This is a genomic window from Chitinasiproducens palmae, from assembly GCF_900095735.1.
In the GTDB taxonomy this organism is placed as follows: Bacteria; Pseudomonadota; Gammaproteobacteria; order Burkholderiales; family Burkholderiaceae; genus Chitinasiproducens; species Chitinasiproducens palmae.
The window spans coordinates 284,038-308,487 of the sequence record NZ_FNLO01000005.1 but is presented as its reverse complement, the minus strand read 5'-3'; the positions used below and the strand labels follow the sequence as shown (position 1 = coordinate 308,487).

Below are 24,450 nucleotides of genomic sequence, written 5' to 3'. Positions count from 1 at the left end.
TGAAAACATGAGCGAATACGAGATTGCCGTCGTGCACGGCGACGGCATTGGTCCCGAAGTGTGCGCGGCGGCCAAGAGCGTGGTGGAAGCGGTTCCCGGGCTCACCGGCCTGAACTACGTCGAATATCCCGGCGGCGCCAACGAATACCTGCGCTCGGGCAGTGCCCTTCCGACGCAGACGCTCGAGGGGTGCCGCAAGGCACATGCGGTTCTGCATGGCGCTACCGGCATTCCGGGTGTGACCTACGCGGACGGAACCGAGACGGGCATTGAATTTGGCCTGCAGCTGCGCTTCGCTCTCGACCTGTTCGCGAATGTGCGGCCGATCCGGCTGCGCGAGGGTGTGCGCTCGCGTCTCGCGGGCCGCCAGGCCGGCGACATCGATTACGTGATCGTTCGCGAAAACACGGAGGGCCTGTATGCGGCGCGCGGCACCGGCATCATCCTGCGCGACGAGACCGCGACCGACACACTCGTGATGACCCGCAAAGGCATCGAGCGGGTCTGCCGCTTCGCATTCGAACTCGCGCGCAGCCGCAACGGCGCGCCCGGCGATGGCAAGAAACGCGTGACCTGTTGCGACAAGGCGAACGTGCTGCGTAGTTATGCGTTTTTCCGGCGTGTGTTCGATGAAGTTGCCGAACAGTATCCGGACATCGAAGTGGATTACGCGTACGCGGACGCGATGACCTGCTACATGGTCGAGCGCCCGGAACACTTCGACGTGATCGTCACCGAAAACATGTTCGGCGACATCATCTCCGACCTCGCCGCCTGCACGGTGGGCAGCATGGGCATGTCGCCGTCCGGCGAAGTCGGCGACGAACACGGTTTTTTCCAGGCAGCGCACGGCTCGGCGCCGACCATTGCCGGCCAGAACATCGCCAACCCGTACGGCAGCATCCTGTCGGCGGCGACGATGCTCGAATGGCTCGGCAAGCGACACAACGACGAACGTCTGTCCGCCGGCGCACGTGCGATCGAGGCCGCCGTCGATCAGGCGCTGCGCGACCCATCCGGCCTCACGCGCGACATTGGCGGTCAGGCCAGTACGACCGATGTCACGCAGCGCGTGATTTCGTTTCTTCGTTGATTCGCGAATCCGGAGGTAACGATGGCAAAGCGTGATCGTGATTCGAGACGCCTTCGTTCGCGCGCGTGGTTCGACAACCCGCACAACCCGGGCATGACGGCGCTGTATCTCGAAAGACAGCTGAACTTCGGGTTGACGCGCGACGAGCTGCAATCCGGCCGCCCGGTGATCGGCATCGCGCAGACCGGATCGGACATCGCGCCGTGCAATCGTCATCACCTGGAGCTGGCCAAGCGGGTGCGCGACGGCATCATCGCGTCGGGTGGCGTGCCGTTCGAGTTTCCCGTTCACCCGGTGCAGGAGACACTCAAGCGGCCGACCGCGTCGATCGATCGCAACCTGCAATATCTGTCGTTGGTCGAAGTGCTGCACGGTTATCCGATCGATGGCGTCGTGCTGCTGACCGGATGCGACAAGACCACGCCAGCGTTGTTGATGGGCGCTGCGACGGTGGACATTCCGGCCATCGTGCTGAGCGGCGGACCGATGCTGAACGGCTGGTGGAATCGCGTGCGGGCCGGTTCGGGCGTGGTGATCTGGGAAGCGCGAAAGCAGCAGGCGGCGGGCAACATCGGCTACGAAGAGTTCATCGACATCGTGACCGACGCGGCGCCGTCGATCGGCCACTGCAACAGCATGGGAACGGCATCGACGATGAACGCGCTGGCCGAGGCGCTTGGCATGAGCCTGCCGGGCTGTGCGGCAATCCCGGCGCCTTACCGCCAGCGTGCACAGATGGCTTACGCGACCGGTGCGCGCATCGTCGACATGGTCTGGGAGGATCTGCGACCGTCGACGATTCTCACGCGCCAAGCATTCGAGAACGCGATCGTGGTCAATTCCGCGATCGGCGGGTCGACCAACGCGCCGATTCATCTGACCGCACTCGCCAGGCATGCGGGTGTCGATCTGCCACTCGCCGAGTGGCAACGAATCGGCTATGAGATACCGCTGCTGGTGAACATGCAGCCGGCTGGCGAATATCTCGGCGAAGAGTATTACCGGGCGGGCGGCCTGCCGGCGGTGATGAGGACGCTGCTCGACGCCGCCCTGATCCACGGCGACATCCCGACGGCCAGCGGCCGCAGCGTCCGCGAGAACGTCCAGACCGCCACCATTGCCGATCCGGACGTGATTCGCAGCCTCGACAATCCGCTGGTCGCCAATGCCGGTTTCCTGGTGATGCGCGGCAACCTGTTCGACACCGCGATCATGAAGACGAGCGTCATCTCGGCGGACTTCCGTCGACGCTACCTGAGCGATCCGAACGATGTGATGGCGTTCGAGGGACGCGCAATCGTGTTCGAGGGGCCGGAGGACTATCACGCCCGCATCGACGATCCCGAACTGGACATCGACGAGCACTGCGTACTCGTGATGCGCGGCACCGGGCCGCAAGGCTATCCCGGTGCCGCCGAAGTGGTGAACATGCAGCCGCCCGCGGCGTTGATACGGCGCGGTATCGACGCGCTGCCATGCATCGGCGACGGACGGCAGTCCGGTACGTCAGGATCGCCGTCGATCCTGAACGCCGCGCCCGAGGCAGCCGTGGGCGGCAACCTCGCATTGCTGAAGACCGGAGACCGCCTTCGCGTGGACCTGAAACAGTGCCGCGTCGACATGCTGATCGGGACCGACGAACTGGACGCGCGCCGCCAGGCGCTCGACGCGGCGGGCGGTTATCCGATGCCGGCGAGCCAGACGCCGTGGCAGGCAATCCAGCGCGGCCTCGTCTCGCAACTCGATCAGGGCATGGTGTTGGAACCCGCCGTTCCATTCCAGCGCATCGCGGCCAAGGGCTTGCCGCGCGACAATCACTGATCCAGACCCATGACAACACTCAAAGTTGCCGTCGTTACCGGCGCCGGCTCCGGCATTGGACGCGAAGTGGCCGTGGCGCTCGCGGAGTCGGGATTCTGCGTGGCGCTGGCCGGCCGTCGGGCCGATGCCCTCGAAGCGACCGCCGCGCGTTGCCGCTCGGCTCGCGCGGACGCGCAGACACTGTGCATACCCACCGACATCCGCTCGCCGGAGGCCGTCGATGCATTGTTCTCTCGGGTGCGGCAGACGTGGGAACGCGTCGATCTGCTGTTCAACAATGCAGGCGTCAGCCCACCCGCCTCGCTGATCGACGAGATGTCGCCCGACGCATGGCGCGACGCGATGGCGATCAACCTGGATGGTGCGTTCCTCTGTGCGCGCGCCGCATTCGCCGCCATGCGCACGCAGGTGCCCCCAGGCGGCCGAATCATCAACAACGGATCCGTGTCGAGCCAGGTGCCACGGCCGCGTTCGGTGGCCTATACGGTCGCCAAGTTCGGCATCCGCGGCTTGACGCGCAGTCTCGCGCTGGACGGCCGTCGCTGGGGCATCGCCTGCTCGCAGATCGACGTCGGCAATGCCAGCACCGACATGACCCGACGCATGGCAGAGGGCGTCATGCAGGCCGACGGCTCGACTGCGCCGGAACCGACCATCGACGCACGCCACGTGGCCGATGCGGTGCGCTATATCGCGAACCTGCCGCTCGACGCCAATGTACTCGACCTCACCGTAATGGCAACCGCCATGCCCCTGTTGGGCCGCGGCTGAACCAAGGACACTGCATGAAACTCGTTCGTTATGGCGCCGCGGGCAGTGAGCGCCCCGGCCTGATCGACGCCAGCGGCCAATTGCGCGACCTGTCCTCGCACATCGAATCGCTCGACGCGGCGCAACTGACGCACGCCGCGCTGGAAGCGCTGCGTGCGATCGATCCCGAAACGCTCGCGCCGGTCGAGGCCGGCGTGCGGCTCGGCGTACCGCTCGCGGGGATCGGCAAGATCGTCGCGATTGGCCTGAACTACTCCGACCACGCCGCGGAAGCCGGCTTGCCGGTGCCGCAGGAACCGATCGTCTTCATGAAGGCGACCAGCTCGCTGTCGGGACCGAACGATCCGGTTCGGATTCCCCCCGACGCGCGCAAATGCGATTGGGAAGTCGAACTCGGCATCGTCATTGGCAAGACCGCGCGTCACGTGTCTCGCGAAACGGCCAGGCAGCACATCGCGGGCTATGTCCTGGTCAACGACGTCTCCGAGCGCGAGTGGCAGATGGAACGCGGCGGCACATGGGACAAGGGCAAGGCCAGCGATACGTTCTGCCCGCTCGGCCCATGGCTGGTGACGGCCGACGACATCCCCGACCCGCAGAACCTTGCGATGTGGCTACGCGTGAACGGCGAGCTGAAGCAAAGCGGCAACACGCGCACGATGATCTTCGACTGCGAGACGATCGTCTCGTATTGCAGCCGGTTCATGACGTTGCATCCCGGCGATGTGGTGATCACCGGCACGCCGCCAGGCGTCGGAATGGGCATGACGCCACCGCAGTTCCTCGCGGCCGGCGACACGATGACCCTCGGCATCGACGGACTCGGCACGCAGACGCTGCGTGTCGAAGCGTACGAACACGCTGCGCAGGAGGCATGAGGCAGGCAGCGGCCTGAAGTATCGATCGGAAACCCGACGTGGGCAAAGAACTCACGGGTGAATTCTTCAAGGAGACACAACATGCATCAGAAGCGCAGGCAGTTCCTGTTACAGGGCACGGCAACTGCGGCGGTTGCCGCCACGGGCGTGCTGGGTGCCCCGTGGATCCGGCGCGCGCAGGCGGCCGAATTCGTCTACAAGCTCGGCCACGATCTACCCGCGTCCCATCCGTTCAACAAGCGGCTGCTGGAAGCAGCCGAAATGATCAAGCGCGATTCGGACGGCCGGCTGGAGATCCGGCTCTTTCCGAACAATCAGCTCGGCGGCGATCCCGACATGTTCGCGCAGATGCGTTCCGGGGCGCTTGAAATCTTTGCGTCGTCGGGCGCGAACACCTTGTCGTCGCTGGTGCCCAAAACCGCCATCTGGACCGTCGGTTTTGCGTTCAAGGACTACAGCCAGGTCTTTGGGGCGCTCGATGGCGAATTGGGCGCCTATCTGCGCGGCCTGATCAACAAGGCAGGGCTCGAAGTCCAGCAGAACGTGTGGGACAACGGCTTCCGCCAGATTACCTCGGGCGCAAAGCCGATCCTGTCGCCGGCGGACCTGAAAGGGATGAAATTCCGCGTGCCGCCGGGCCGCCTGTGGATTTCGCTTTTCTCGGCGCTGGGCGCGTCACCTGCGACGATCAGCTTCAACGAGGTCTACCTGGCGCTGCAGTCGAAGCTCGTCGAGGGCCAGGAAAACGCGCTGGCCATCATCGACTCGGCCAAGCTGTACGAAGTGCAGAAATACTGTTCGCTGACGAGTCACGCATGGGACGGCTTCTGGCTCGTCTCCAACCGCCAGACTTGGCAGCGGTTGCCGTCCAACCTGCGCGACATCGCATCGAAGCACCTGAACGCCCAGGCCCTCAAGGAGCGTCAAGACGTGGCGGCGCTCAACGCATCGCTGCAAAAGAGTCTCGAAGCCAAGGGCATGGTCTTCAACGCGCCGGACATTCAACCGTTCCGCGAAATGCTGCGCAAGAGCGGCTACTACGGCGAAATGCAGAAGACCTTCGGCGCGGAGGAGTGGGGGCTGCTGGAGAAAGTCACCGGGAGGCTTGCATGAAGTCGACCACGCTGGAGAAATTCACCGAGAACGGCCACGACGCACCGCTGCGCGCAGTGCATCCCGGCCTTCGCCACGCCGACCGGCTGCTCGGCCTGCTCGCGTCGGTGCCGGCCGCATTTCTGCTTCTGGCGGAAATCGTCTTGCTGTTTTCCAGCGTGGTCATGCGTTACCTGTTCCACGCGCCTCTGGTGTGGGGTGACGAACTCGCCGGCATCCTGTTCCTCTGGTTGTCGATGACCGGCGCGGCGGCGGCGCTGCATCGCAGCGCGCACATGCGGATGACCGCCGTGGTAAGCCGCTCGGGCGCACGTTGGTCGACCTTCTGGGATACGGTCTCGCTGCTGGCGAGCCTGCTGTTTCTCAGCCTCGTGATGGTGCCCACCTGGCATCACGTCAACCAGCAGTTCGACCTGCAGACGCCGGCGTTGGAGATCAGCGATGTCTGGCGCGTGGCTGGCATCCTGTACGGCATGGTATGCATGTTCCTGATGTGCATCGTGCGGATGCTTGCGTTGGGCTGGAAGCAGGCCACGCTCGGCATCGCGCTGGTGGCGGCGATCGTCACCGCGCTGACGTTCAGCGGACCGGTGCTGGCACCGCTGGGCAATACGAACCTCACGATTTTCTTCGTCGGCGTGGTCGGCTTCACCGTGCTCAGCGGCATGCCGATCGCATTTTCGTTCGGGCTGGCGACGTTCTCCTATCTCTCGCTATGCACGTCCGTGCCGATGGAGATCGTCGTCGGGCGGATGGACGAAGGCATGTCGCAATTGCTTCTGCTGGCCGTGCCGATGTTCGTGTTCCTTGGACTGCTGATCGAGATGACGGGCATGGCGCGCACGATGATTGGCTTCCTCGCGTCGCTGGTCGGGCATCGGCGCGGCGGCCTGTCCTATGTGCTGGTCGGCGCCATGTATCTCGTGTCCGGCATTTCCGGCTCGAAAGCGGCCGACATGGCCGCCGTCGCACCGGTGTTGTTTCCTGAAATGACGAAGCGCGGCGAGAAGAAGGGAGAGCTGGTCGCATTGCTTTCCGCGACAGGCGCGCAAACGGAGACCGTGCCGCCGAGCATTGTTCTGCTCACCATCGGCTCGGTAACCGGCGTATCGATTTCCGCGCTCTTCACCGGCGGCCTGCTGCCAGGCCTGGTACTCGCATTCACGCTGTGCTCGGTGGTCTGGTGGCGTGCGCGCAAGACATCGCCGTCGGCCGGGCGCGCACCGCGCGCGCAGGTGATGAAGGCGCTCGTCGTGGCTCTCCCTGCGATGGCACTGCCGCTGGTCATTCGCGTGGCGGTCACGGAAGGCATCGCGACGGCAACTGAAGTATCGACGGTGGGCATCGTCTACTCGGTCGTCGTCGGCTGCCTGTTGTATCGCCAATTCGACTGGAAACGCGTCGGGCCGATGCTGGTCGAGTCGGCTACACTGTCCGGCGCGATCCTGCTGATCATCGGGACGGCCACCGCGATGGCATGGTCGCTGACCCAGTCGGGTTTTTCGCACACGCTCGCCCAGTTCATGGCCGGTCTGCCAGGCAAGTCGATCGGCTTCATGGCCATGTCGATCGTGCTGTTCATCGTGCTGGGCAGCGTACTCGAAGGCATTCCCGCGATCGTACTGTTCGGCCCCCTGATGTTCCCGATCGCACGTGAACTCGGCATTCCGGATGTTCAATACGCGATGGTGGTGATTCTTTCGATGGGACTCGGACTGTTCTCCCCGCCGTTCGGCGTCGGCTATTACGGCGCGTGCGCGGTCAGCAAGATCAATCCCAACGAAGGCATCCGTCCGATCGCCGGCTACATGCTGGCGCTGCTGATCGGCATCGTGATCGTCGCGTCGATACCGTGGATCTCCACCGGTTTTCTCGAAACACGATGAAGATGTCAGTCGCCAGCGCCCCTAACGAAATGCCGGCACATCCGCCGGTTCGTCCGGACTGGCTCGATCGGGTCCACGAAGAAGCGGTCGAGCCCGACCTGCGGATCGTGGACTCGCATCACCACCTGTGGCGCAAGCCCGATGCGCTGTACCTGTCGCAGGATTACGTGTCGGATGTGGCCCGACACAACGTCGTGTCCAGTGTGTTCGCCGAATGCAGGACCTGCTACCGAAGCGATGGACCCGAGGAATTCGCACCGCTCGGCGAGACCGCATTCGTTCTCGAACAGTCGTCACACGCTCGCACCGGACATGCGACACGCGTTGCGGCGGCCATTATCGGCTATGCGGACCTGATGCGTGGCAGCGCGGCGGGTGACGTGCTGGACGAACACATGCGCGTTGCGGGCGAGGCTTTTCGCGGCATCAGGAACATTGCCGCGTGGCATCCGGATGCACGGATTAAACCGTCGTCCATTGCGCGGCCGCCCGAGAAGCTGCTGTACGACGCTACGTTTCGTGCGGGCTTTCAGGCGCTGGCGGAGCGTGGACTGACGTTCGACACGTATGTTCTGTACGGACAACTCGGCGATGTCCGCGACCTGGCGCTGGCGTTCCCGCACGCGTCCATCGTCATCGATCACACAGGCGGCCCGATGGGCCTGTCGACATCGGACGCCACGGTCTTTTCCGCGTGGGAAGCTGGCTTGCAGGACGTGGCGCGGTGTCAGAACGTATCGATCAAGATCGGTGGTTTCGGGATGCCGGTGATGGGCGCCGGTTTCCCGGGCGGCAGCCTGCCACCGACATCCGACGAACTGGCCCGTACCATTGCCCCCTACGTGACGCGCTGCATCGATCTGTTCGGCGCGGACCGCTGCATGTTCGAAAGCAATTTCCCCGTCGACAAGGCCAGCTACTCGTACACCGTGCTGTGGAACGCCTTCAAGAAACTGACGGCGCACCTGCCGGACCGCGCGCGCGCGCGACTGTTCGGCGGAACCGCGGAAGCGGTATACGGGATGAGCTGAGCCCCGCGCCTGTCATGCAGACGGCGCGACTCAAAGCGAAGTCAGATGGAATTTCTCGACGACGCCGACCAGCGCGTCTTCGCCGCGTTCACGCTGCTCCTGGTGCATCGTGACGGCCCGCTGCGGATCGCGGCTCATCAGTGCATCGAGCAGGCTTGCATGCGCACGCGTCGACCTCGCACGGTATGCATCGGTCTGCATGCGAAGCGCGACCGAGTGGGCGCGCTTCGCGAAGTCGCGCATCTGGCAGCCCGTCGCAAAGAGTTTCTTGTTGCCCGAGAGACGCATCAATTCGCGATGGAAGCTTTCGTCGGCATCGCCCCACTTCTCGATTTCCTTCGACGCCTGGAACTGCTTCAGTTGTTCGACCGCGCTTTTGATCGTGTCGAACTCGCTGCTCTCGGGTTGCCGCCTTGCGATCAGTCCAACGGCGGCGCCTTCGAGTGCTGAGATGACCTGATAGATCTCGCGCATCTCGGCTGCCGACAACGGCAACACGCGAATGCCCTTGTGCCGCTTGATTTCAAGATAGCTTTCGGACTGCAGGCGAAGCAACGCCTCGCGCACAGGCGTGCGGCTCATTTTCAGTTCATTGCAAACCTCGACCTCGTCGATCAGGCCGCCCGGCGACAAGCGCCCAGTCTGAATCCAGTTCTTGATTTCCCGATACGCTTCATCGGAATTGAGAGGCATACATGCTCCAGGCAGGGTCGATCGATACGCTTGATGATGCGAGGCAGTGCGATCGGGATTCGCGTGAATATACTAGCAAATATTCAACCAGGTACGGCCGATCATGTGCAGCCGTCGGCAGAGGTCGCGGCGCTGCGCGCAGCTGCTTTCGTGCACACAAATCCCCTGCACTCGATGGCACCACAATGCAGTCACCGAGCCTGCGGCTATCGACAGCAAATCATCGTCCGCTCGCTCGCAAGCCGCTTCTTCGGCTCATACAAGAGCCCAGGCAGGCAGTCGCTTGCTTGCCAGGATGTCGCTTGCATGACGTCATCGTGCAAAGACCGCGCGGATACCTTCTGCACGCCTGTGCTTTTACGCTTCGCTTCACACCTTTGCACTTCGACTCGCGCCGCTCTGGGGAAGCGATCATTCATGGTGCGCGCCGTTGAACCGGCAAGCGACTCAAGCAACGTAGTCAAGCAACGGATTCAAGCGCCCGATTGAAGCAGCCACCCGGCGCGCCGGCGAAACGTATTCCTGGCCCAAGTCTGGACGATTACGCCCGCAAACAAGGCAGGATCTGCGTACGGCTGCTGGCGAAACGAATATGTGTCGGCTTTCGATCGATGTCTGTCGCGCCATCGCACAGGCTGCCAGGCCAGGAATCCGCATTGTCTTGGCGAAAATTTCTCAAAAAAAAATTTTCCGGCGTTTCGCCTTTATTTCCGGGGTATCGCTACTTCCGGAAGCGGTTTGACCCGCTGGAAAAGGCCCCGACACGCGTTTCGGCACGCTAGTCCAGTATTGGCTTCAGGTAAGATACTGTACAAATACACAGCATTTTATCTGTCATGCACGCAGCCCTTTCCGACCCACACACGATTCATCCCTCGCTTTGGCGGGCGTCCCAGCTTGCCGGCGCCCGGGAACGCTGCGTCGATACCGGCTATGCGGCCCTTTCCGCGGAGTTGCCGGGCGGCGGCTGGCCGGTCGGGACGCTCGTCGAACTGCTCGTGCAACAGCCAGGGATCGGCGAAATGCGTCTGTTGCGCCCCGCGCTGCGCGCGCTTGGTCACAAACCACTGATGCTGTTGCAGCCGCCGCATCAGCCCAACAGCCTGGCGTTCGCGAACTGGCAGGTGCCGACAGAGCATCTGTATCTGATCGAAACGACGACCACCGCCGATGCGCTCTGGACCGCCGAACAGATCCTGCGTGCGGGAAGTTGCGCTGTCCTGCTGTTCTGGCAGCAGCAGATTCGTACCGAGGCGCTGCGCCGCCTGCATCTGGCCGCACAGGCGGGTGACACGCTGTTTCTGATGATTCGTCCGCTCGCCGCCGTGCAACAGGCCTCGCCCGCGCCGCTGCGGCTATCCCTGACGCCGGCGGAGGACGGCGTGGCGATCCGCTTCGTCAAACGCCGCGGCCCGGCACACGACGCGCCCCTGGTCCTGCCGTTGGCGCCGCTGCCGGTGCATCGCAAATTGCCAGCCGAACAGCCAGCCGTGCCGCAGCCCGAAGCGGCGCCGCTCGCCGACGGGCGTTGATGTCGCCGGTGGTAGCGCCATGCGTGTATGGATCGGCATCCATCTGCCCCATCTGGCGCTCGACTCCTTGCGCCCGCTCTGGACACAGGACGAGGGCGGCCTGGTGGTGATCGAGCGGGACAGGGTGCTGGCCGCCAGTGCGGCTGCGCTGGCGGCCGGCGTGCGGCCTGGCATGCGGCGCAGCAGCGTGCTGAGCCTGGCCCCGGGCGCCGCGATCCGCGAGCGTGACGACGAGTGCGAACGCCAGCGCCTGCATGCGACGGCAACCGCGCTGCTGCGTTTTTCACCCCTCGTGGTCCTGAGCAGCGAGGCCACGGTTCTGGTCGAAGTGGCAGCCAGCCTGCGCCTGTTCGGCGGCATCCGCCGCCTACTGCGCATGCTGCGCGAGACACTGCGAGCCCTCGCCCTGACTTGCCGGCTGGGTCTTGCGCCGACCAGCGCCGGCGCCTGGCTGATGGCGCGCATCGGTCGCCGCATCTTGCAACTCGACAGCCTGCGGCGCCGGATCGACGCCCTGCCCTTCAGTCTGCTGCCGGAAGCGCGTCCGCTTGCCGATTGGCTCGATGGCCTGGGCTGCCGGACCTGCGGAGATCTGTTGCGTCTGCCGCGCGCAGGCTTGAAGCGACGGGCGGGCGCCACGCTGGTGGATGCGCTCGACCGCGCGCTCGGCAACGAAGCCGAGTTGCACGAATGGTTCGACGTGCCACCGGTCTTCGACGTGCGTCAGGAACTGCCCGACCGGACTGAGCATGCCGAACCGATCGCCGCCTGTGCCGAAGGCATGGTCATGCAGTTGGTCGGCTGGCTCAACGTGAAGCATTACGCCGTGACGCGGCTTGCGCTCGAACTGGTGCACGAACGCGGCCGTCAGGCACTGGCGCCGACGCTTATCGAGATTGCGCTGGGTCAGCCGACCCGCGAGACGGCCCACCTGTCCCGTCTGCTGCGGGAACGAATCGCACGGACAGTCCTGCCTGCCGCTGTATTGGGCGTGCGGCTGCGGGTGCTGACCCTCGAACCCGCCGCTCCGCCCAGCGAAACCCTGTTTCCGGCGCCAGGCGGCAGTCCCGCCGATCATCTGCGCCTGCTGGAACTGGTCATCGCGCGCGTGGGCGCGAACGGCATCCGACGTCCGACACCGCTTGCCGACCACCGCCCCGACGTGGCCAACTGCTGGTCACCGCATCCGATCGCAAAGCCGCCCCAACCCGCCGCGCATCTGACACGTCCGATCTGGCTGCTGCTGCAGCCGGTGCCATTGTTGGTGCGCCAGCATCGTCCGTTCTACGGCAGTCCTTTGCGTCTCGTCTCGACCGGCGAACGCATCGAAACCGGCTGGTGGAGTGGCCAGACGATGAGCCGCGATTACTTCGTCGCCGTTGGTAGCGACCAGATCCACTACTGGATCTATCGCGAACGCCCAAGCGCGCTGGACGAAGCGGAACCGCGCTGGTTCCTGCACGGCCTGTTCGGCTGAGACGGGGTGCACGATGTCGATCCGACGCGCCGTTGGCCTGCCCGCCTACGCGGAACTGCAGTGCTTCACGAATTTCTCGTTCCTGCGCGGCGCCTCGCATCCCGAGGAGATGGTGATGCGCGCCCGCGAACTCGGTTACACCGCACTCGCGATCACCGATGAATGCTCGCTGGCCGGCGTCGTGCGTGCCCATGCTCAGGCCAAGCGCGAGGGCGAGGAGCTGCCGCTGCTGATCGGCTCTTACATCCAGTTGAGCGATCCCGATGCCGCGGCCGGCCCCGCGTTGACGATCCTTGCCTGCAACCGGAACGGCTACGGCAATCTGTCCGAGCTGATCACGCTGGGCCGCACCCGTGCCGTCAAGGGCAGCTACCAACTGACGACGCGCGACATCGAGGCGCCCGACGAACCCTACCGTCACCTGCGCTGGTTGCCCGATTGCTTGGCGGTGTTGTCGGTCATGCACGATATCGATGAAATACAGCTGGAGCGGCAGGTACGCTGGCTGGCGCGCACTTTCTTCCAATGCGCCTGGATCGGCCTGACCCTGCATGGGCAGGTTCACGACGATGCCCTGCGCGAGCGCATCGAGCGCGCCGCTCAACGCTATGGCCTGCCGATCGTCGCCCTCGGCGGCGCCTGCATGCATGTGCGCTCGCGCAAGCCCTTGCAGGACACACTGTCCGCCGTGCGGCTGCGCCGGCCAGTCAGCGACTGCGGCTACGACCTGGCTGCGAACGGCGAACAACATCTGCGCTCGCGTCTGCGGCTGGCCAATCTGTATGCGCCGGCTGCCCTGGCCCAGACGCTCGAACTGGTACGGCGCTGCACGTTCTCGCTCGACGAACTGCGTTACGAGTATCCGCAAGAGCTGACGCCGCCTGGCTATACGCCCAGCGCCTATCTGCGCCAGGAGACGCTGATCGGTGCGCAACATCGTTTCAGGCAGGGTATTCCGGCCGCGATCCAGGCACAGGTCGACAAGGAACTGGCGTTGATTACCGAGCTGGGTTACGAACCATACTTCCTGACCGTCTACGACCTGGTGCGTTTCGCGCGGCGCGAAGGCATCCTGTGCCAGGGGCGCGGCTCGGCGGCGAATTCCGCCGTCTGCTATTGCCTCGGCGTTACCGAAGTCGACCCGGCGCGCAGCAGCATGCTGTTCGAGCGCTTCATCAGCCGCGAACGCAACGAGCCGCCGGACATCGACATCGACTTCGAGCACCAGCGGCGCGAAGAGGTCGTCCAGTACATCTATCGCAAATATGGCCGCGACCGCGCGGCACTCGCCGCCGCCGTCGCGACCTACCGGCCGCGCAGCGCACTGCGCGATGCGGGCAAGGCGCTGGGGGTCGACGCACTGCTCGTCGAGCGTGTCGTGAAAACCCATCACTGGTTCGATTCCAGCCAGGACCTGCTGGCCCGCTTCACCGAGGCTGGCCTCGACATCGAAGCTCCGATGATCCGGCAGTGGGCCCATCTGGCCGCACAACTGCTGGGCTTTCCGCGCCATCTGTCACAACATTCCGGCGGTTTCGTGATCAGCGCCGGCAAGCTGTCGCGCATCGTGCCGATCGAAAACGCCGCGATGCCCGAGCGCAGCGTGATCGAATGGGACAAGGACGACCTCGATGCGATCGGTCTGCTCAAGGTGGACGTGCTGGCGCTGGGCATGCTGTCGGCCATTCGCCGCGCGCTCGCGCTGGTCAGCCAGCGCCGCGGCGACGATTTCGAGATGCAGGACATACCGTCGGAGGACTTGGCCACCTATGACATGATCTGCCGCGCCGACACGGTGGGCGTGTTCCAGATCGAATCGCGCGCGCAGATGAGCATGCTGCCGCGCATGCGGCCTCGCACTTTCTACGATCTGGTGATCGAGGTGGCGATCGTGAGACCTGGTCCGATCCAGGGCGGCATGGTCCATCCTTATCTGCGCCGCCGGCAGAAACTGGAACCGGTCACCTACCCGAGCGATGAAGTGAAGGTCGCGCTGGAGCGCACGCTGGGCGTGCCGATCTTCCAGGAGCAGGTGATGCAGATCGCCATGCTCGCCGCCGGCTTCAGCGCCGGCGAAGCCGATGCGTTGCGCCGGGCGATGGCGGCGTGGCGGCGCAAGGGCGGCCTGCACGTCTATCACGAGCGCATCGTCGAAGGCATGCTCGCGCGTGGCTATGAACGCGAATTCGCCGAGTCGATCTTCGCGCAAATCCAGGGCTTCGGCGAATACGGCTTTCCCGAAAGCCACGCGGCGAGTTTCGCGCTGCTGGTCTATACCAGCAGTTGGTTGAAATGCCATGAACCCGCCGCCTTTCTATGCGCCATGCTGAACAGCCAGCCGATGGGCTTCTACTCGCCATCTCAGTTGATCCAGGATGCGCGCCGGCATGGCGTGCAGGTGCTTCCCGTCGACGTGACGATCAGCGAATGGGATTCGACGCTGGAAGGCGAGTGCACGACGCCGGCCGTGCGGCTGGGCCTGTCGCGCGTGCGCGGCATGCGCGAGGAAAGCAGCTGGCGCATCGAAGCAGCGCGTGCGGTCCGTCCGTTCGGCGACGTTCACGATCTGGCGCGGCGTGCCCAGTTGAATCGCCACGACCTGCAGGTGCTGGCGGCCGCGGACGCGCTGCGCACACTGGCCGGCCACCGTCGGCAGGCGCTTTGGCAGGCCGTGGACGCGGTGCCGACGCGGGACCTGCTGCGCGAGGCGGGTGGCGACGACATGGCGGACGCGCAGTTCGCGGCGCCGAGCGAAGGCGAGCAGATCGTCGGCGATTACAAGACGATGGGCTTCACGCTGGGTCGCCATCCGGTGGCCTTGCTGCGCCCACTGCTGCTGCGCCGCCGTCTGCAGTCGTCCAAGGTGCTGGCGCGTTATCGCAACGGCCAGCTGGCGCGCGGTTGCGGCCTGGTCACGGTGCGACAGCGTCCCGGCACCGCCAAGGGCGTGATGTTCGTGACGATCGAGGACGAGAGCGGACAGGTCAACGTGATCGTCTGGCCCTCGACCCAGGAACGCTTCCGCCGCGCAGTGCTGGGGGCCTCGCTGATGGCCGTGCACGGCGTCTGGCAGTGCGAGGGTGAAGTTCGCCACCTGGTCGCCAGCCGGGTCGAGGATCTGTCGCACCTGCTCGGCGATCTGCCTGCCGCCAGCCGCAATTTCTTCTGAGCCACCACGACGGCGACCGCGCGCCGTGCATCGCTGTTCGACTGTGTTGGTCAGTATCCGATGGCGTCCGACGGCCTCTGGCTTTCTCAGTGAGTTCGCCCTTGCCGGCGGCGTGCCCGCAGCCGGGCGATGGGCCTGGCCGCATTGGGCACGGGCCGACCATGCTCCACCGCGCTTTCCCGCCTGGCCGTTCGGCCGCTCCGCCGCTGTGCTTTACCAAAATTCGCCCGCGCTCGCCGACGAACGTCGCGTGGCGCATCGGTCGCAATGCAGACCGTGCGTGGCGCGCATGCAGAACGGCATGCGGCCGGCAGCCGACGCGCGCGCAACCACGCGCGCCAACCCGTTGGCCGGCGCCCGACATCGAGGCCGGCCGCGGTAAGCGGTAGTATGTCGGCAACGCCCGCGCCGCAACGGCGCAGCCAACAGGTCCGCGCCGATCGAGCCGGCCCTCCCGTCCCCATACTGGAGCCCAGACCCGTACCGCATGGAGATCGTCTACACCGTCCTCATTCTGCTGCTCAGCGTGGCCCTTTCCGGCGTGCTGTTCAGGCTCGTACCGTTCACGATTCCGCTGCCGCTCGTGCAGATCTTCATCGGTGCGCTGCTCGCCTGGCCCGGGTTCGACGTCCGTCTGACGTTCGATCCCGACCTGTTCATGCTGCTCTTCATTCCGCCGCTGCTGTTCGCGGACGCGTGGCGGATCCCGAAGCGCGAGCTGTTCGCACACCGACGCGCGGTGCTGATGCTGGCACTGGGCCTGGTCTTCTTCACGATCGCCGGTGCCGGCTACTTCGTGCACTGGCTCGTGCCGGCGATCCCATTGCCGATCGCGTTCGCACTGGCGGCGGTGCTCTCGCCCACCGATGCCGTCGCATTGTCGGGCATCGTCGGCAAGAAACGCCTGCCCGCGCAGCTGATGCACGTGCTTGAAGGAGAAGCGCTACTCAACGACGCATCCGGCCTGGTCGCGCTGCGCTTCGCCATCAAGGCGGCGCTCACCGGCGTGTTCTCGATCTGGGCCGCTGCAGGCAGCTTCGTGCTGATCGCCTGCGGCGGACTGGCCGTCGGCGCCGCCTTCGCGTGGCTGTTCAACCGCGTGCGGCAACGCATCGGCCGGCTGACCGGTGGCGACGACGCGGGCACCCAGGTGCTGCTGATCCTGCTGATGCCGTTCGCCGCCTATCTGCTCGCCGAGCACCTCGGCCTGTCGGGCATCCTGTCGGCGGTCGCGGCGGGCATGATGATGAATTATTCGGTCGACCCGGAGAACTACAGCGTCGCCACCCGGATGCGAGGCTCCAGCGTCTGGGCGATGATCGAACTGACCTTCAACGGCATCATCTTCATCATGCTCGGCCAGCAGTTCCCGGCCATCATCGGACGCGCACTGGTCGACGCGCATCGCACCGATCCGGCGCAGGAGTGGGCGCTGGTCGGCGAGGTCGTGGCAGTCTTCGCCGCGCTCTTCGTGCTGCGTTTCGTCTGGGTCTGGCTGCTGCGTTGGCTGTCGAGCAAGACCCTGCTGCGCGCCGGCTTCAAGAGCGCGATCCCCGGCATGCGCACCGCGGCGATCACCTCGTTCGCGGGTGTGCGCGGTGCCATCACGCTGGCCGGTGTGCTGTCACTGCCGTTCATGATGCCGGACGGAAGTCCGCTCCCCGCTCGCGACACGGTCATCTTCCTGGCCTCCGGCGTGATCCTGTTGTCGCTGGTGTCGGCCGCAATCGCCCTACCGCTGCTGCTGCGCCACGAACGGCCCCGCGGCGAAGACCGGCAAACGCGCGAGGAACGCGACACGCGGACGCGGCTCGCGCAAGCGGCCGTCGAAGCGATCGAGCGCGAACACAAGTCGCTGGCGAAGCAGATCGAAAGCGAGGAAGGCGACACCTCGCTGCTGGCCGACGTCGCGGCCCAGGTTGCCACGGTCTATCGGCGCCCCTTGCAGGCGCACAGCGAAACCGAGGAGTTGCGCGAGCGCGCGCTGGCGGCCGCGCATTTCAGTACGCAGATGCACATTGCGGCCCTGCATGCGGAGCGCATGCTGCTGTTCAAGCTGCGCAGCAGCAATGAGATCAACGACGAAACGCTGGAAAAATTGCTGCACGAGGCCGACTTGGCCGAGACCGCGATTGCGTCCCGTACCCTGATGCAAAGCTGAACGGCCGCAGATTCGGGCCGACGGGAAGGGCCGGGTTTGCCGAATGCGCCAAATGCGCCAAATGCGCGGACGGGGCAACGATCGCCGTTCCTCCATCCAGCCACCCGTCGCGCCGCATGCCGACGCCGACGGCCGCGGCGGAACCGCATGGCACCGGACAGGCGAACCGCCCTGCCTGTCCGGTGCCGACGCTCGACGCTCGCGTCGACGCCGGCGAAGGCTTCAGACCAGCGATGCGATGACCGGCGCGCTCAACCGGGCAACGACGATCAACAGCAACTGCGTGAGCACGACCAAGGCCAGCGGCGACAGATCGAAGCCACCCAGGTTCGGCAGGATGCGCCGCAGCGGATTGAGCAGCGGCGCAAGCAGCATGTCGAGCATCATCATCGCCGGCGCGGTCGGGTTGATCCACGACATCAGCGCATAGAGGATCGTGGCCCACAGCACCAGATTGACCGCCCACTTGAACGCGACCAGCAGCGCGTTGAGCAATATCGCCGGGAACAGTGCCGCCAGATCCACGCCGATCAACGCGAACATCAGCAGCAGGTAGACCAGCGCGGTCAGCCAGGCGCCGACCAGCGACGCCCAATCGATACCGCGCCAGCCGGGAATCACGCGCCGCAATGGCAACACCAGCCAGTCGCTGATCTGGAACAGTCCCTGAGAGATCGGGTTGCGCGGCGGTACCCGCGCCGCCTGTATCCATGTGCGCAGGACCAACGCGGCCCCGAACAGCGTGAAGACGATATTGAGCAGAAAAAGGGCGATATCGCCGAACATCGGAGGTCCTCGCGGAAAAGACAGCGCTGTCGCAAAAGCGGGATTGTCGCACGGCCAGCATGACCGGCGCGACCCGCGACGGATCGTCACGCAGGTCGCCGCGAGCGCCGCCACCGCCACCGCCACCGCCACCGCCACCGCCACCGGGGCATGTTAGGCCGGGAGGCCGCCGCTTGCTGTGCGCCGGTGCACAGCAGCGGCATCGACATCGGCTGACGCGCTCGACGAGAGACGAGGTGACAGTCGCGCCGTCGCTCTCGCGGCTCGCGAGCCAACGACTGCGCAAACGGGCGGCGAAGACCGCGTGCGTCGACCGCCGTCCGCCGTGGCGTCAGCAATTGTCAGGGATGCGGAACAGAAGGGGACGAAGGAATGGCCAGGTCGGCGCAACCGGTCTGGGTGCACCGCGCCGCATGGCCACGGACGCCGGCGTGCGTCGGCCGCGGGAGATGAGGCGGGGGGAGACAGGCAGGGACAGGCAGGGACACGCAGAATCAGGCGAGCACTGAGCCGGGTCCTCGCTCAAGCAGCCCGCTCAGGCAGCCCGCTCACCGACCGGGACCGGTCGGCGAACCCGGCAGACGATCAGGGCTTGCGGTCGGTCAGGAACTTGCCTTCGGGCGGCTTCGCGCCAGTGGCCTGGCGGCGGGTGAAACCGTCGATGCCGCCATCAATCGCCCACTCGGCAAAGACCGTGGGACCCGGCTCGAATTCGCGCGGTTGCCACTCGGGCGTCAGATGGTCTTCGTCCGCGTAGTACTCGATCAGCGCGCCGGCCGGATTCGCGAAATACCAGAAATACGCCGACGAGACCGGGTGACGGCCCGGCCCGAGCTGCGTTTGCCAGCCGCAACGGCTGATGTGCAGCCCGCCGCCGAACACCTCATGGATGTCGCGAACCGTAAAGGCGACGTGGTTCAGGCCACGCTTGCCGTTCGGCAGCTGCAGCAGGAACAGGTCATGGTGCCCGCCGTGCGGCGCGCACCGCATGAAGGCACCGCGCTGCGGGTAGCGGTCGGACGTCTCGAAACCCAGCACCTCGTGATAGAAGGCTTCGCTCTCGGCCAGCGCGTTCGTGAAGAACACGACGTGACCAACCTCGATCGGCTGGGCGCGCTCGTAGATCGGACTCGGCGTGTCGACGCGGGCCGGCTCACGGCCCCACGCGTTCGACGGTGAACCGACCACGTCGATTTCCCGCTTGCGCGTCACTTCAATGCGGATCGCCAGACCATTCGGGTCGACGCAGCCGACTGCCGTGTCGTCCTGGAAAAAGCCCGGCCGCCCGCGCATCCGTTCGGCGATCGGCGCGAGTTCCGCCGCCGTCGCGACGCCCCAGACGACTTCCCGGATCGTCGGTCCCTCTTCGATCGCCGCCGGCAGCGACGGATCGTCGTGCAGGACGAGCGCGACGCGGCCGCCGTTCAGCGTCTCGAAATCGGCGCGGCCTTCGTTCGCCGAGACCTCGGTCAGGCCCCAGTCGCTCATGAAACGCCGGCAGGTGTCGAGCGCGGTGACGCCGTAGGTGATCTGTTCAATACCGAGAATCGTCATCTCTTTTCTCATCGTGACGCGCCGTCCGGGCGCGCCGTGCCAACCTACAGATCGAGGACGAGCTTGCCGCTCTTGCATCCCGAAATGCAGATCATCATGACCTTGTTGCTGGCCTTCTCGGCCGTGCTCAATACGGAATCGCGATGGTCGGGTTCGCCTTCCAGCACGCGCGTCTCGCACGCGCCACAGATGCCTTCCATACAGCTGTATTCGGCGTCGATACCGGCCTCGAGCAGCGTTTCGAGTAGCGTCTTGCCGGCCGGCACTTCGACCGTCTTGCCGCTCTGGGCCAGTTCGACGATGTAACCCGCGTCGTCCGCGCGCGCCACCGTCGTATCCGCCGAGAACCGCTCTAGATGCACGTGCTCGATGCCGAGTTCGCGGCATGCGTCCTCGAATGCGCCAAGCATCGGTGCCGGGCCGCAGCAGTAGACGTGCGCATCGCGCGGCTGCTTTTCAAGATACGCCTTGAGATTCGGCGGGCCGCCCGCCTCGTCGTCGAAATGCGTATCCACGCCGCCCAGCGCGTCGAGTTCCGCGAGGAACGCCGCCTGTGACCGTTTCCGGCCGCAATACAGCACCTGCACCGAGTGCCCGAGCGCACGCAGCCGGCGGTACATGCACAGAATCGGCGTGATGCCGATGCCGCCCGCGATCAGCACCGAATGGGCGGCGCTCTCGTCGAGCGCGAAGTTGTTGCGCGGCGCGGAGATGCCCAGCACCGAGCCGACGCGGAGCTGTTCGTGCACGTAACGCGAGCCGCCCCGGCTCTTCACGTCGGACAGGATGCCGAGCACGTAGCGATCGCGCTCGTCGGTCGAGTTGAGCAGCGAGTAGCTGCGCGTCACGCCGCTCGGCAGATGCAGGTCGATATGCGCACCGGCATCGAAAGGCGGAAAGGTACCGGCCTGCAGCGGGGTCAGCTCGACGCTGACGATGCCGTCGGCTTCATACCGCATGGTGCGCACACGCGCTTGCAAGGCTGCTTGGCTCATAAAGGTTCGGGACGTATCTGGCGGTGTCAGTGGAAGTCGTCGCCAACGCGCCGGCCAGCCGGCCCGCTCGTTCAGGCGCCCAGGGCGCCGAGATCGAAATCGAGACGAGCGAAACCGTCGATTTCGACGGTCAATTCCGGGAAGACCAGCTTGCTGACTTCGACCAACGTCGAGCACGGAAAGGCGCCCACCGATGCGAAGAATTCGCGTCGGGCGCGCCCTACGGCTTCCTTGTCGGCGATGTCGGTGACGTAGACAACGAGTCTACAGATATTGTTGATGCTCCCGCCTGCCGCCTCGACGAGCGACTTGATCTTGCCCAGCACAACGAGTGTCTGCCCGTAGGTGTCGAGTGCCGCGTCGCGCGCGGCTGGGTAGGCGGTCATCCCGGACAATACCAGTTCGTTGCCGATCCGGATACCGTTGGTCCAGGTCGACGTCGGCAGATCCGGGGCCTCGGTGGAAACCAGCCGGACCGCCGGCGCGCTGTCCGCCATCACACGCCCCGCTTCGACACGCCGGACTCGATCTGCTGCCCGGCCAGGTTGCGCATGTGACGCCGCAGTTTCACGATGCCCATGTCGTGCTGGTAGAGGTGCTCGCGCTGGTTCGCGTCGGGCTCCATCTCTTCCATCATCTCGCGATCCTGCTCGAGCACCGCCCAATGACGCGCTTCAAGGCGATTCTTGTACAGGAAGCGCCAGGTGTCGCGCTGCCAGCCGGTCAGGCGGCGGCAGCGCCAGTGGAACACCGCCGAGAGTTCAGGCGTGATCGGCGTGTAGCTGCCGACGATGATGAAGTTGCCGCCCGGGCCGCCGGTCTTCGGATACGGAATTTCCAGACGCATCCAGTGCACCCCGGTGTCCGCCCACTCGGTCCAGTCGAAGTTGACGTCGCGCTGGCCTTCCTTCTCGAAAACGAAGCCGGTCTCGGTATCCCGCACACGGAACTTCGCGGTCGTTTCGCCGAGGGCCATCGAGTGCGACTGCTTGTGCAGATACGTGCCGTGCATCGGATCCATCACGTTGTCGAGCACGTAGCGGTAGTCGCCGCGCCATTCCGTGTAACACAGGAACGACGAATATTCGTCCGAGATCAATTCTTCGGGCAGGGTCAGCGGCGGCGGTTCGTCGACGTTTTCCGCCGAGTTGTACAGCCAGATCGCGCCATTGCGTTCGGTGACATGGAACGCGCGCACCGCCGTCGAGCCTTCCAGCTTGCAGCCCGGGCTGCCCGGCACGCTGACCACCACGCCCTTGCAGTTCACTTCGACACCGTGATAGCCGCAGGCGAGTTTGTCGCCGAGCACGATGCCGCGCGAGAGCGGCGCGCCGCGGTGCGGGCAATGGTCTTCGAGCGCGTGCAGCTTGCCTTCCATGTCGCGCCAGACGGCGAGCTTCTTCCCGAGCCGACGCAGCGAGACCGGCACGCGGCCGACGAAGCCCGACGGGCAGATCGGGTACCAGAGGTTCAACAGGCCGTTCGCGAGAACGGTATCGACGTTGTCGGGTTGGGTAGTCATGGTCGACTCCAGTCAACGGTGTAGGGTGGGGACGCGGCGGATCGTTCTTGCGGATCCGGCAATCGCGTCGCGCGGCTCGTGCCCGTCCGTGGGGACAGGGCATGCCCCGCGGCGGCGCTCGCTTGCGAGCGCGTCGGGATCAGTTGCCGAGGCGGGCCATCAGCGCGGCGAACGCCTCCTCGGTCCAGGCGTCGCCCTCCTGCGGTCCCGGTCCGAACTGATTCAGGTAGTTCACCAGCGGTCCGAGTTCGTGGATGCCCTGCGCGTACGCGCGCTCGATCGAATCGCCGAGCAGGTTTTCGTACGGCGTCTGCGCGCGCGTGCGCGCCTGATGGGGGTCGAGATAGCGATCCATGGTCATTGTCCTCCATTCCTCACGCGCTCGCGGATGCGCTCGCGGACCGGAACGAAATCATAGGTGGGGAAGCATTCGGTTCGGAACACGCCCCACGCCGAGCGCTCCAGCTCGACATTCACCACCGGCAGCAACGCCGGCGGGAGGGACAGCGTGACGATCTGGCCGAAGCCCATCGCAACGGTCCACGAAACGATTTCGCATCCGGCCGGCGGGAAGCGCTCCCACCAGTCGCTCGCCTTCAGACGACTCTGGAACGTATCCAGATTATGCGATTGGTCGTGCTTCAGAAAGATCGTCAGCAGGACGTTTTGCTGCGTATCGCTCATGGCGGCGTGAACGTGAAAAACAGCGGCACTGGCTCGCGAGCCAGTGCCGCCGTGGCTTACTGGACGAACTGATTGGTGAACAGATCGTTGACCGGCGATTTCGAACGGATGATGTCCTTGCTGGCGTAATAGTCCTGCAGCTTGGAAACCCGATCAGGATCGAATGCGCCGGTCTTGCTCTGGTTCGGATAGACGGTCTTCACGTAGTACGTGAGCACCTTCTCGACGAAAGCTTCCTGCCCCTTGTAGCTCGGCACCGCTTCGGTGTACGCCACGGCAGCCGCCTTCGGGTCGGCCTTGATCTCGTTGAGCGAACGCACGACCGCACCGACGAACTTCTTGACCATGTCCGGACGCTTCGCGATCGTCTCGTCCGAGGCCATGATCGCCTGCGCCATGCCCGGGAAGAAGGTGTCGGTCGATTTCCAGTCCACCTTCACACCCTGCTGCTCGATCTGGATGCCCCACTCCGGCGCGCCGACCAGGCCGTCGGCCTTGCCTTCGGCAACCTGCTGCCAGACGCCCGTCGGGCCGGCCGCCTGGATCGCGACGTCCTGGCGCGTCAGGCCGGCGCGCGCGAGCACGGCCTGCGCCGCGTAGAACGACGTGTCCTGATAGGCAATGACGGTCAGCGTCTTGCCCTTGAGATCGGTCAGATTCTTGACGTTGCGGTCGCTGCGAATCATCAGCTGGTGCAGCGTACGTCCGCCCAGCAGCGCGACACCCTTCACCTTGACGCCGTTCGGACGCAGCACGATCGGCGTATCGCCCAGCGCACCGCCCAGGTCGCCGTTGCCGGCAGCGAGCTGCTTGCCGACATCCGCACCGCCCTGCACGCTGACGAAACGCACGGTCAGGCCGGCCTGTTCGAAATAACCCTTCTTCTGCGCAAGCATCAGCGGCGCGAAGGCGACGGCGCTCGCCGGCGCCGGCAGCAGGTAGGTAATCGCCTGATTTTGCGCATACGCGCCGGTGCTGGCAGTACCGAGCGCAGCTGCCACGCCCCCCATGAGAAGCGCACTGCGACCGAGCGACCACATGCTGCCCAACTTCGCCTGGAACGTCATCAACAATTCTCCGAAATCCGCCGCGTTTTGTTCCACATAAGGAACGTCTGTTTATATGTGGTTAAAAGATTATTCTCGGCAGGTTTCCAGGTGTCAAGAAGTCAAAATTAATTGATACGTCCCGAAGCGGTCCTGCTCGTACGCACGCAAGCCACGTCGGAGCCGACCGTGAATGCGCAGTAAAACGAGATCAGCCATCTGCGCCGGACGTGTCGCG

Annotated in this window: 20 protein-coding genes; 11 read left to right on the top strand and 9 right to left on the bottom strand. The window is 65.2% G+C overall.

Annotation, left to right across the window (positions count from 1 at the left end; translation table 11 throughout):
- Positions 1–7 precede the first annotated feature (7 nt).
- From BLU54_RS10815 to BLU54_RS10785, 7 genes are all read left to right on the top strand, one after another.
- Positions 8–1,093 (top strand): isocitrate/isopropylmalate dehydrogenase family protein, encoded by a 1,086-nt coding sequence (locus tag BLU54_RS10815; protein ID WP_091907916.1) that lies wholly within the window; start codon positions 8–10, stop codon positions 1,091–1,093.
- Between the two features lie 21 nt (positions 1,094–1,114).
- Entirely contained in the window at positions 1,115–2,914 is a 1,800-nt protein-coding gene (locus BLU54_RS10810) for an IlvD/Edd family dehydratase (protein ID WP_091907914.1), read from the top strand.
- A 9-nt stretch (positions 2,915–2,923) separates the two neighbouring features.
- Positions 2,924–3,685: an SDR family oxidoreductase gene (locus BLU54_RS10805; protein WP_091907911.1), complete on the top strand. Its 762-nt coding sequence runs from the start codon at positions 2,924–2,926 to the stop codon at positions 3,683–3,685.
- A 14-nt stretch (positions 3,686–3,699) separates the two neighbouring features.
- Positions 3,700–4,563, top strand: coding sequence for a fumarylacetoacetate hydrolase family protein (locus tag BLU54_RS10800; RefSeq protein WP_091907909.1), 864 nt, complete (start codon positions 3,700–3,702; stop codon positions 4,561–4,563).
- 81 nt (positions 4,564–4,644) lie between these two features.
- Complete coding sequence (locus BLU54_RS10795) at positions 4,645–5,676, top strand: TRAP transporter substrate-binding protein (RefSeq protein WP_091907907.1); 1,032 nt, start codon at positions 4,645–4,647, stop codon at positions 5,674–5,676.
- Complete coding sequence (locus BLU54_RS10790) at positions 5,673–7,562, top strand: TRAP transporter large permease (RefSeq protein WP_091907905.1); 1,890 nt, start codon at positions 5,673–5,675, stop codon at positions 7,560–7,562. The genes BLU54_RS10795 and BLU54_RS10790 overlap by 4 nt, the downstream gene beginning before the upstream one ends.
- Positions 7,559–8,593: an amidohydrolase family protein gene (locus tag BLU54_RS10785; protein ID WP_091907903.1), complete on the top strand. Its 1,035-nt coding sequence runs from the start codon at positions 7,559–7,561 to the stop codon at positions 8,591–8,593. Before BLU54_RS10790 ends, BLU54_RS10785 begins: the two co-directional genes overlap by 4 nt.
- 30 nt (positions 8,594–8,623) lie before the next feature.
- On the opposite strand, the gene BLU54_RS10780 is transcribed toward BLU54_RS10785, so the two are convergent.
- The gene (locus tag BLU54_RS10780) at positions 8,624–9,286 is read right to left on the bottom strand and encodes a GntR family transcriptional regulator (RefSeq protein ID WP_091907901.1); all 663 of its coding nucleotides are present in this window, start codon (positions 9,284–9,286) and stop codon (positions 8,624–8,626) included.
- Between the two features lie 836 nt (positions 9,287–10,122).
- Between BLU54_RS10780 and imuA the strand changes: the two genes are divergently transcribed.
- The 4 genes from imuA to BLU54_RS10755 all read left to right on the top strand — a co-directional run bounded on the left by imuA (position 10,123) and on the right by BLU54_RS10755 (position 17,625).
- On the top strand, positions 10,123–10,818 hold the full coding sequence (gene imuA / locus BLU54_RS10775; RefSeq protein ID WP_139169635.1) for a translesion DNA synthesis-associated protein ImuA: 696 nt from the start codon (positions 10,123–10,125) through the stop codon (positions 10,816–10,818).
- A 19-nt stretch (positions 10,819–10,837) separates the two neighbouring features.
- On the top strand, positions 10,838–12,295 hold the full coding sequence (locus tag BLU54_RS10770) for a Y-family DNA polymerase (RefSeq protein ID WP_091907897.1): 1,458 nt from the start codon (positions 10,838–10,840) through the stop codon (positions 12,293–12,295).
- 13 nt (positions 12,296–12,308) lie between these two features.
- Positions 12,309–15,464 (top strand): error-prone DNA polymerase, encoded by a 3,156-nt coding sequence (locus BLU54_RS10765; protein WP_091907895.1) that lies wholly within the window; start codon positions 12,309–12,311, stop codon positions 15,462–15,464.
- Between the two features lie 487 nt (positions 15,465–15,951).
- Entirely contained in the window at positions 15,952–17,625 is a 1,674-nt protein-coding gene (locus tag BLU54_RS10755; RefSeq protein WP_091907891.1) for a Na+/H+ antiporter, read from the top strand.
- Between the two features lie 222 nt (positions 17,626–17,847).
- Here the strand turns inward: BLU54_RS10755 and BLU54_RS10750 are convergent, their stop codons facing one another.
- The 8 genes from BLU54_RS10750 to BLU54_RS10715 form a co-directional block, all read right to left on the bottom strand.
- The gene (locus BLU54_RS10750) at positions 17,848–18,411 is read right to left on the bottom strand and encodes a YggT family protein (protein ID WP_091907889.1); all 564 of its coding nucleotides are present in this window, start codon (positions 18,409–18,411) and stop codon (positions 17,848–17,850) included.
- Positions 18,412–18,996: 585 nt separating this feature from the next.
- Positions 18,997–19,965, bottom strand: coding sequence for a VOC family protein (locus tag BLU54_RS10745; protein WP_091907887.1), 969 nt, complete (start codon positions 19,963–19,965; stop codon positions 18,997–18,999).
- A 44-nt stretch (positions 19,966–20,009) separates the two neighbouring features.
- Positions 20,010–20,960, bottom strand: coding sequence for a PDR/VanB family oxidoreductase (locus BLU54_RS10740; protein WP_091907885.1), 951 nt, complete (start codon positions 20,958–20,960; stop codon positions 20,010–20,012).
- A 71-nt stretch (positions 20,961–21,031) separates the two neighbouring features.
- Positions 21,032–21,457, bottom strand: coding sequence for a RidA family protein (locus BLU54_RS10735; protein ID WP_091907883.1), 426 nt, complete (start codon positions 21,455–21,457; stop codon positions 21,032–21,034).
- Positions 21,457–22,482, bottom strand: coding sequence for an aromatic ring-hydroxylating oxygenase subunit alpha (locus tag BLU54_RS10730; RefSeq protein ID WP_091907880.1), 1,026 nt, complete (start codon positions 22,480–22,482; stop codon positions 21,457–21,459). The genes BLU54_RS10735 and BLU54_RS10730 overlap by 1 nt, the downstream gene beginning before the upstream one ends.
- 139 nt (positions 22,483–22,621) lie before the next feature.
- Positions 22,622–22,843, bottom strand: a complete 222-nt coding sequence (locus BLU54_RS10725; RefSeq protein WP_091907878.1) for a recombinase-like helix-turn-helix domain-containing protein — start codon at positions 22,841–22,843, stop codon at positions 22,622–22,624.
- Entirely contained in the window at positions 22,840–23,166 is a 327-nt protein-coding gene (locus BLU54_RS10720) for a hypothetical protein (RefSeq protein WP_091907876.1), read from the bottom strand. Before BLU54_RS10720 ends, BLU54_RS10725 begins: the two co-directional genes overlap by 4 nt.
- Before the next feature lie 56 nt (positions 23,167–23,222).
- A complete protein-coding gene (locus tag BLU54_RS10715) occupies positions 23,223–24,269 on the bottom strand; it encodes an ABC transporter substrate-binding protein (protein ID WP_235837890.1) in 1,047 nt (348 codons plus the stop codon).
- Between the last annotated feature and the right edge of the window lie 181 nt (positions 24,270–24,450).

What these genes read in the sequence shown, in the direction of transcription:
- BLU54_RS10815 (WP_091907916.1), top strand. Translation starts at nt 8, where the DNA reads ATGAGCGAATACGAGATTGCCGTCGTGCACGGCGACGGCATTGGTCCC.
- BLU54_RS10810 (WP_091907914.1), top strand. Translation starts at nt 1,115, where the DNA reads ATGGCAAAGCGTGATCGTGATTCGAGACGCCTTCGTTCGCGCGCGTGG.
- BLU54_RS10805 (WP_091907911.1), top strand. Translation starts at nt 2,924, where the DNA reads ATGACAACACTCAAAGTTGCCGTCGTTACCGGCGCCGGCTCCGGCATT.
- BLU54_RS10800 (WP_091907909.1), top strand. Translation starts at nt 3,700, where the DNA reads ATGAAACTCGTTCGTTATGGCGCCGCGGGCAGTGAGCGCCCCGGCCTG.
- BLU54_RS10795 (WP_091907907.1), top strand. Translation starts at nt 4,645, where the DNA reads ATGCATCAGAAGCGCAGGCAGTTCCTGTTACAGGGCACGGCAACTGCG.
- BLU54_RS10790 (WP_091907905.1), top strand. Translation starts at nt 5,673, where the DNA reads ATGAAGTCGACCACGCTGGAGAAATTCACCGAGAACGGCCACGACGCA.
- BLU54_RS10785 (WP_091907903.1), top strand. Translation starts at nt 7,559, where the DNA reads ATGAAGATGTCAGTCGCCAGCGCCCCTAACGAAATGCCGGCACATCCG.
- BLU54_RS10780 (WP_091907901.1), bottom strand. Translation starts at nt 9,286, where the DNA reads ATGCCTCTCAATTCCGATGAAGCGTATCGGGAAATCAAGAACTGGATT.
- imuA (WP_139169635.1), top strand. Translation starts at nt 10,123, where the DNA reads ATGCACGCAGCCCTTTCCGACCCACACACGATTCATCCCTCGCTTTGG.
- BLU54_RS10770 (WP_091907897.1), top strand. Translation starts at nt 10,838, where the DNA reads ATGCGTGTATGGATCGGCATCCATCTGCCCCATCTGGCGCTCGACTCC.
- BLU54_RS10765 (WP_091907895.1), top strand. Translation starts at nt 12,309, where the DNA reads ATGTCGATCCGACGCGCCGTTGGCCTGCCCGCCTACGCGGAACTGCAG.
- BLU54_RS10755 (WP_091907891.1), top strand. Translation starts at nt 15,952, where the DNA reads ATGGAGATCGTCTACACCGTCCTCATTCTGCTGCTCAGCGTGGCCCTT.
- BLU54_RS10750 (WP_091907889.1), bottom strand. Translation starts at nt 18,411, where the DNA reads ATGTTCGGCGATATCGCCCTTTTTCTGCTCAATATCGTCTTCACGCTG.
- BLU54_RS10745 (WP_091907887.1), bottom strand. Translation starts at nt 19,965, where the DNA reads ATGACGATTCTCGGTATTGAACAGATCACCTACGGCGTCACCGCGCTC.
- BLU54_RS10740 (WP_091907885.1), bottom strand. Translation starts at nt 20,960, where the DNA reads ATGAGCCAAGCAGCCTTGCAAGCGCGTGTGCGCACCATGCGGTATGAA.
- BLU54_RS10735 (WP_091907883.1), bottom strand. Translation starts at nt 21,457, where the DNA reads ATGGCGGACAGCGCGCCGGCGGTCCGGCTGGTTTCCACCGAGGCCCCG.
- BLU54_RS10730 (WP_091907880.1), bottom strand. Translation starts at nt 22,482, where the DNA reads ATGACTACCCAACCCGACAACGTCGATACCGTTCTCGCGAACGGCCTG.
- BLU54_RS10725 (WP_091907878.1), bottom strand. Translation starts at nt 22,843, where the DNA reads ATGACCATGGATCGCTATCTCGACCCCCATCAGGCGCGCACGCGCGCG.
- BLU54_RS10720 (WP_091907876.1), bottom strand. Translation starts at nt 23,166, where the DNA reads ATGAGCGATACGCAGCAAAACGTCCTGCTGACGATCTTTCTGAAGCAC.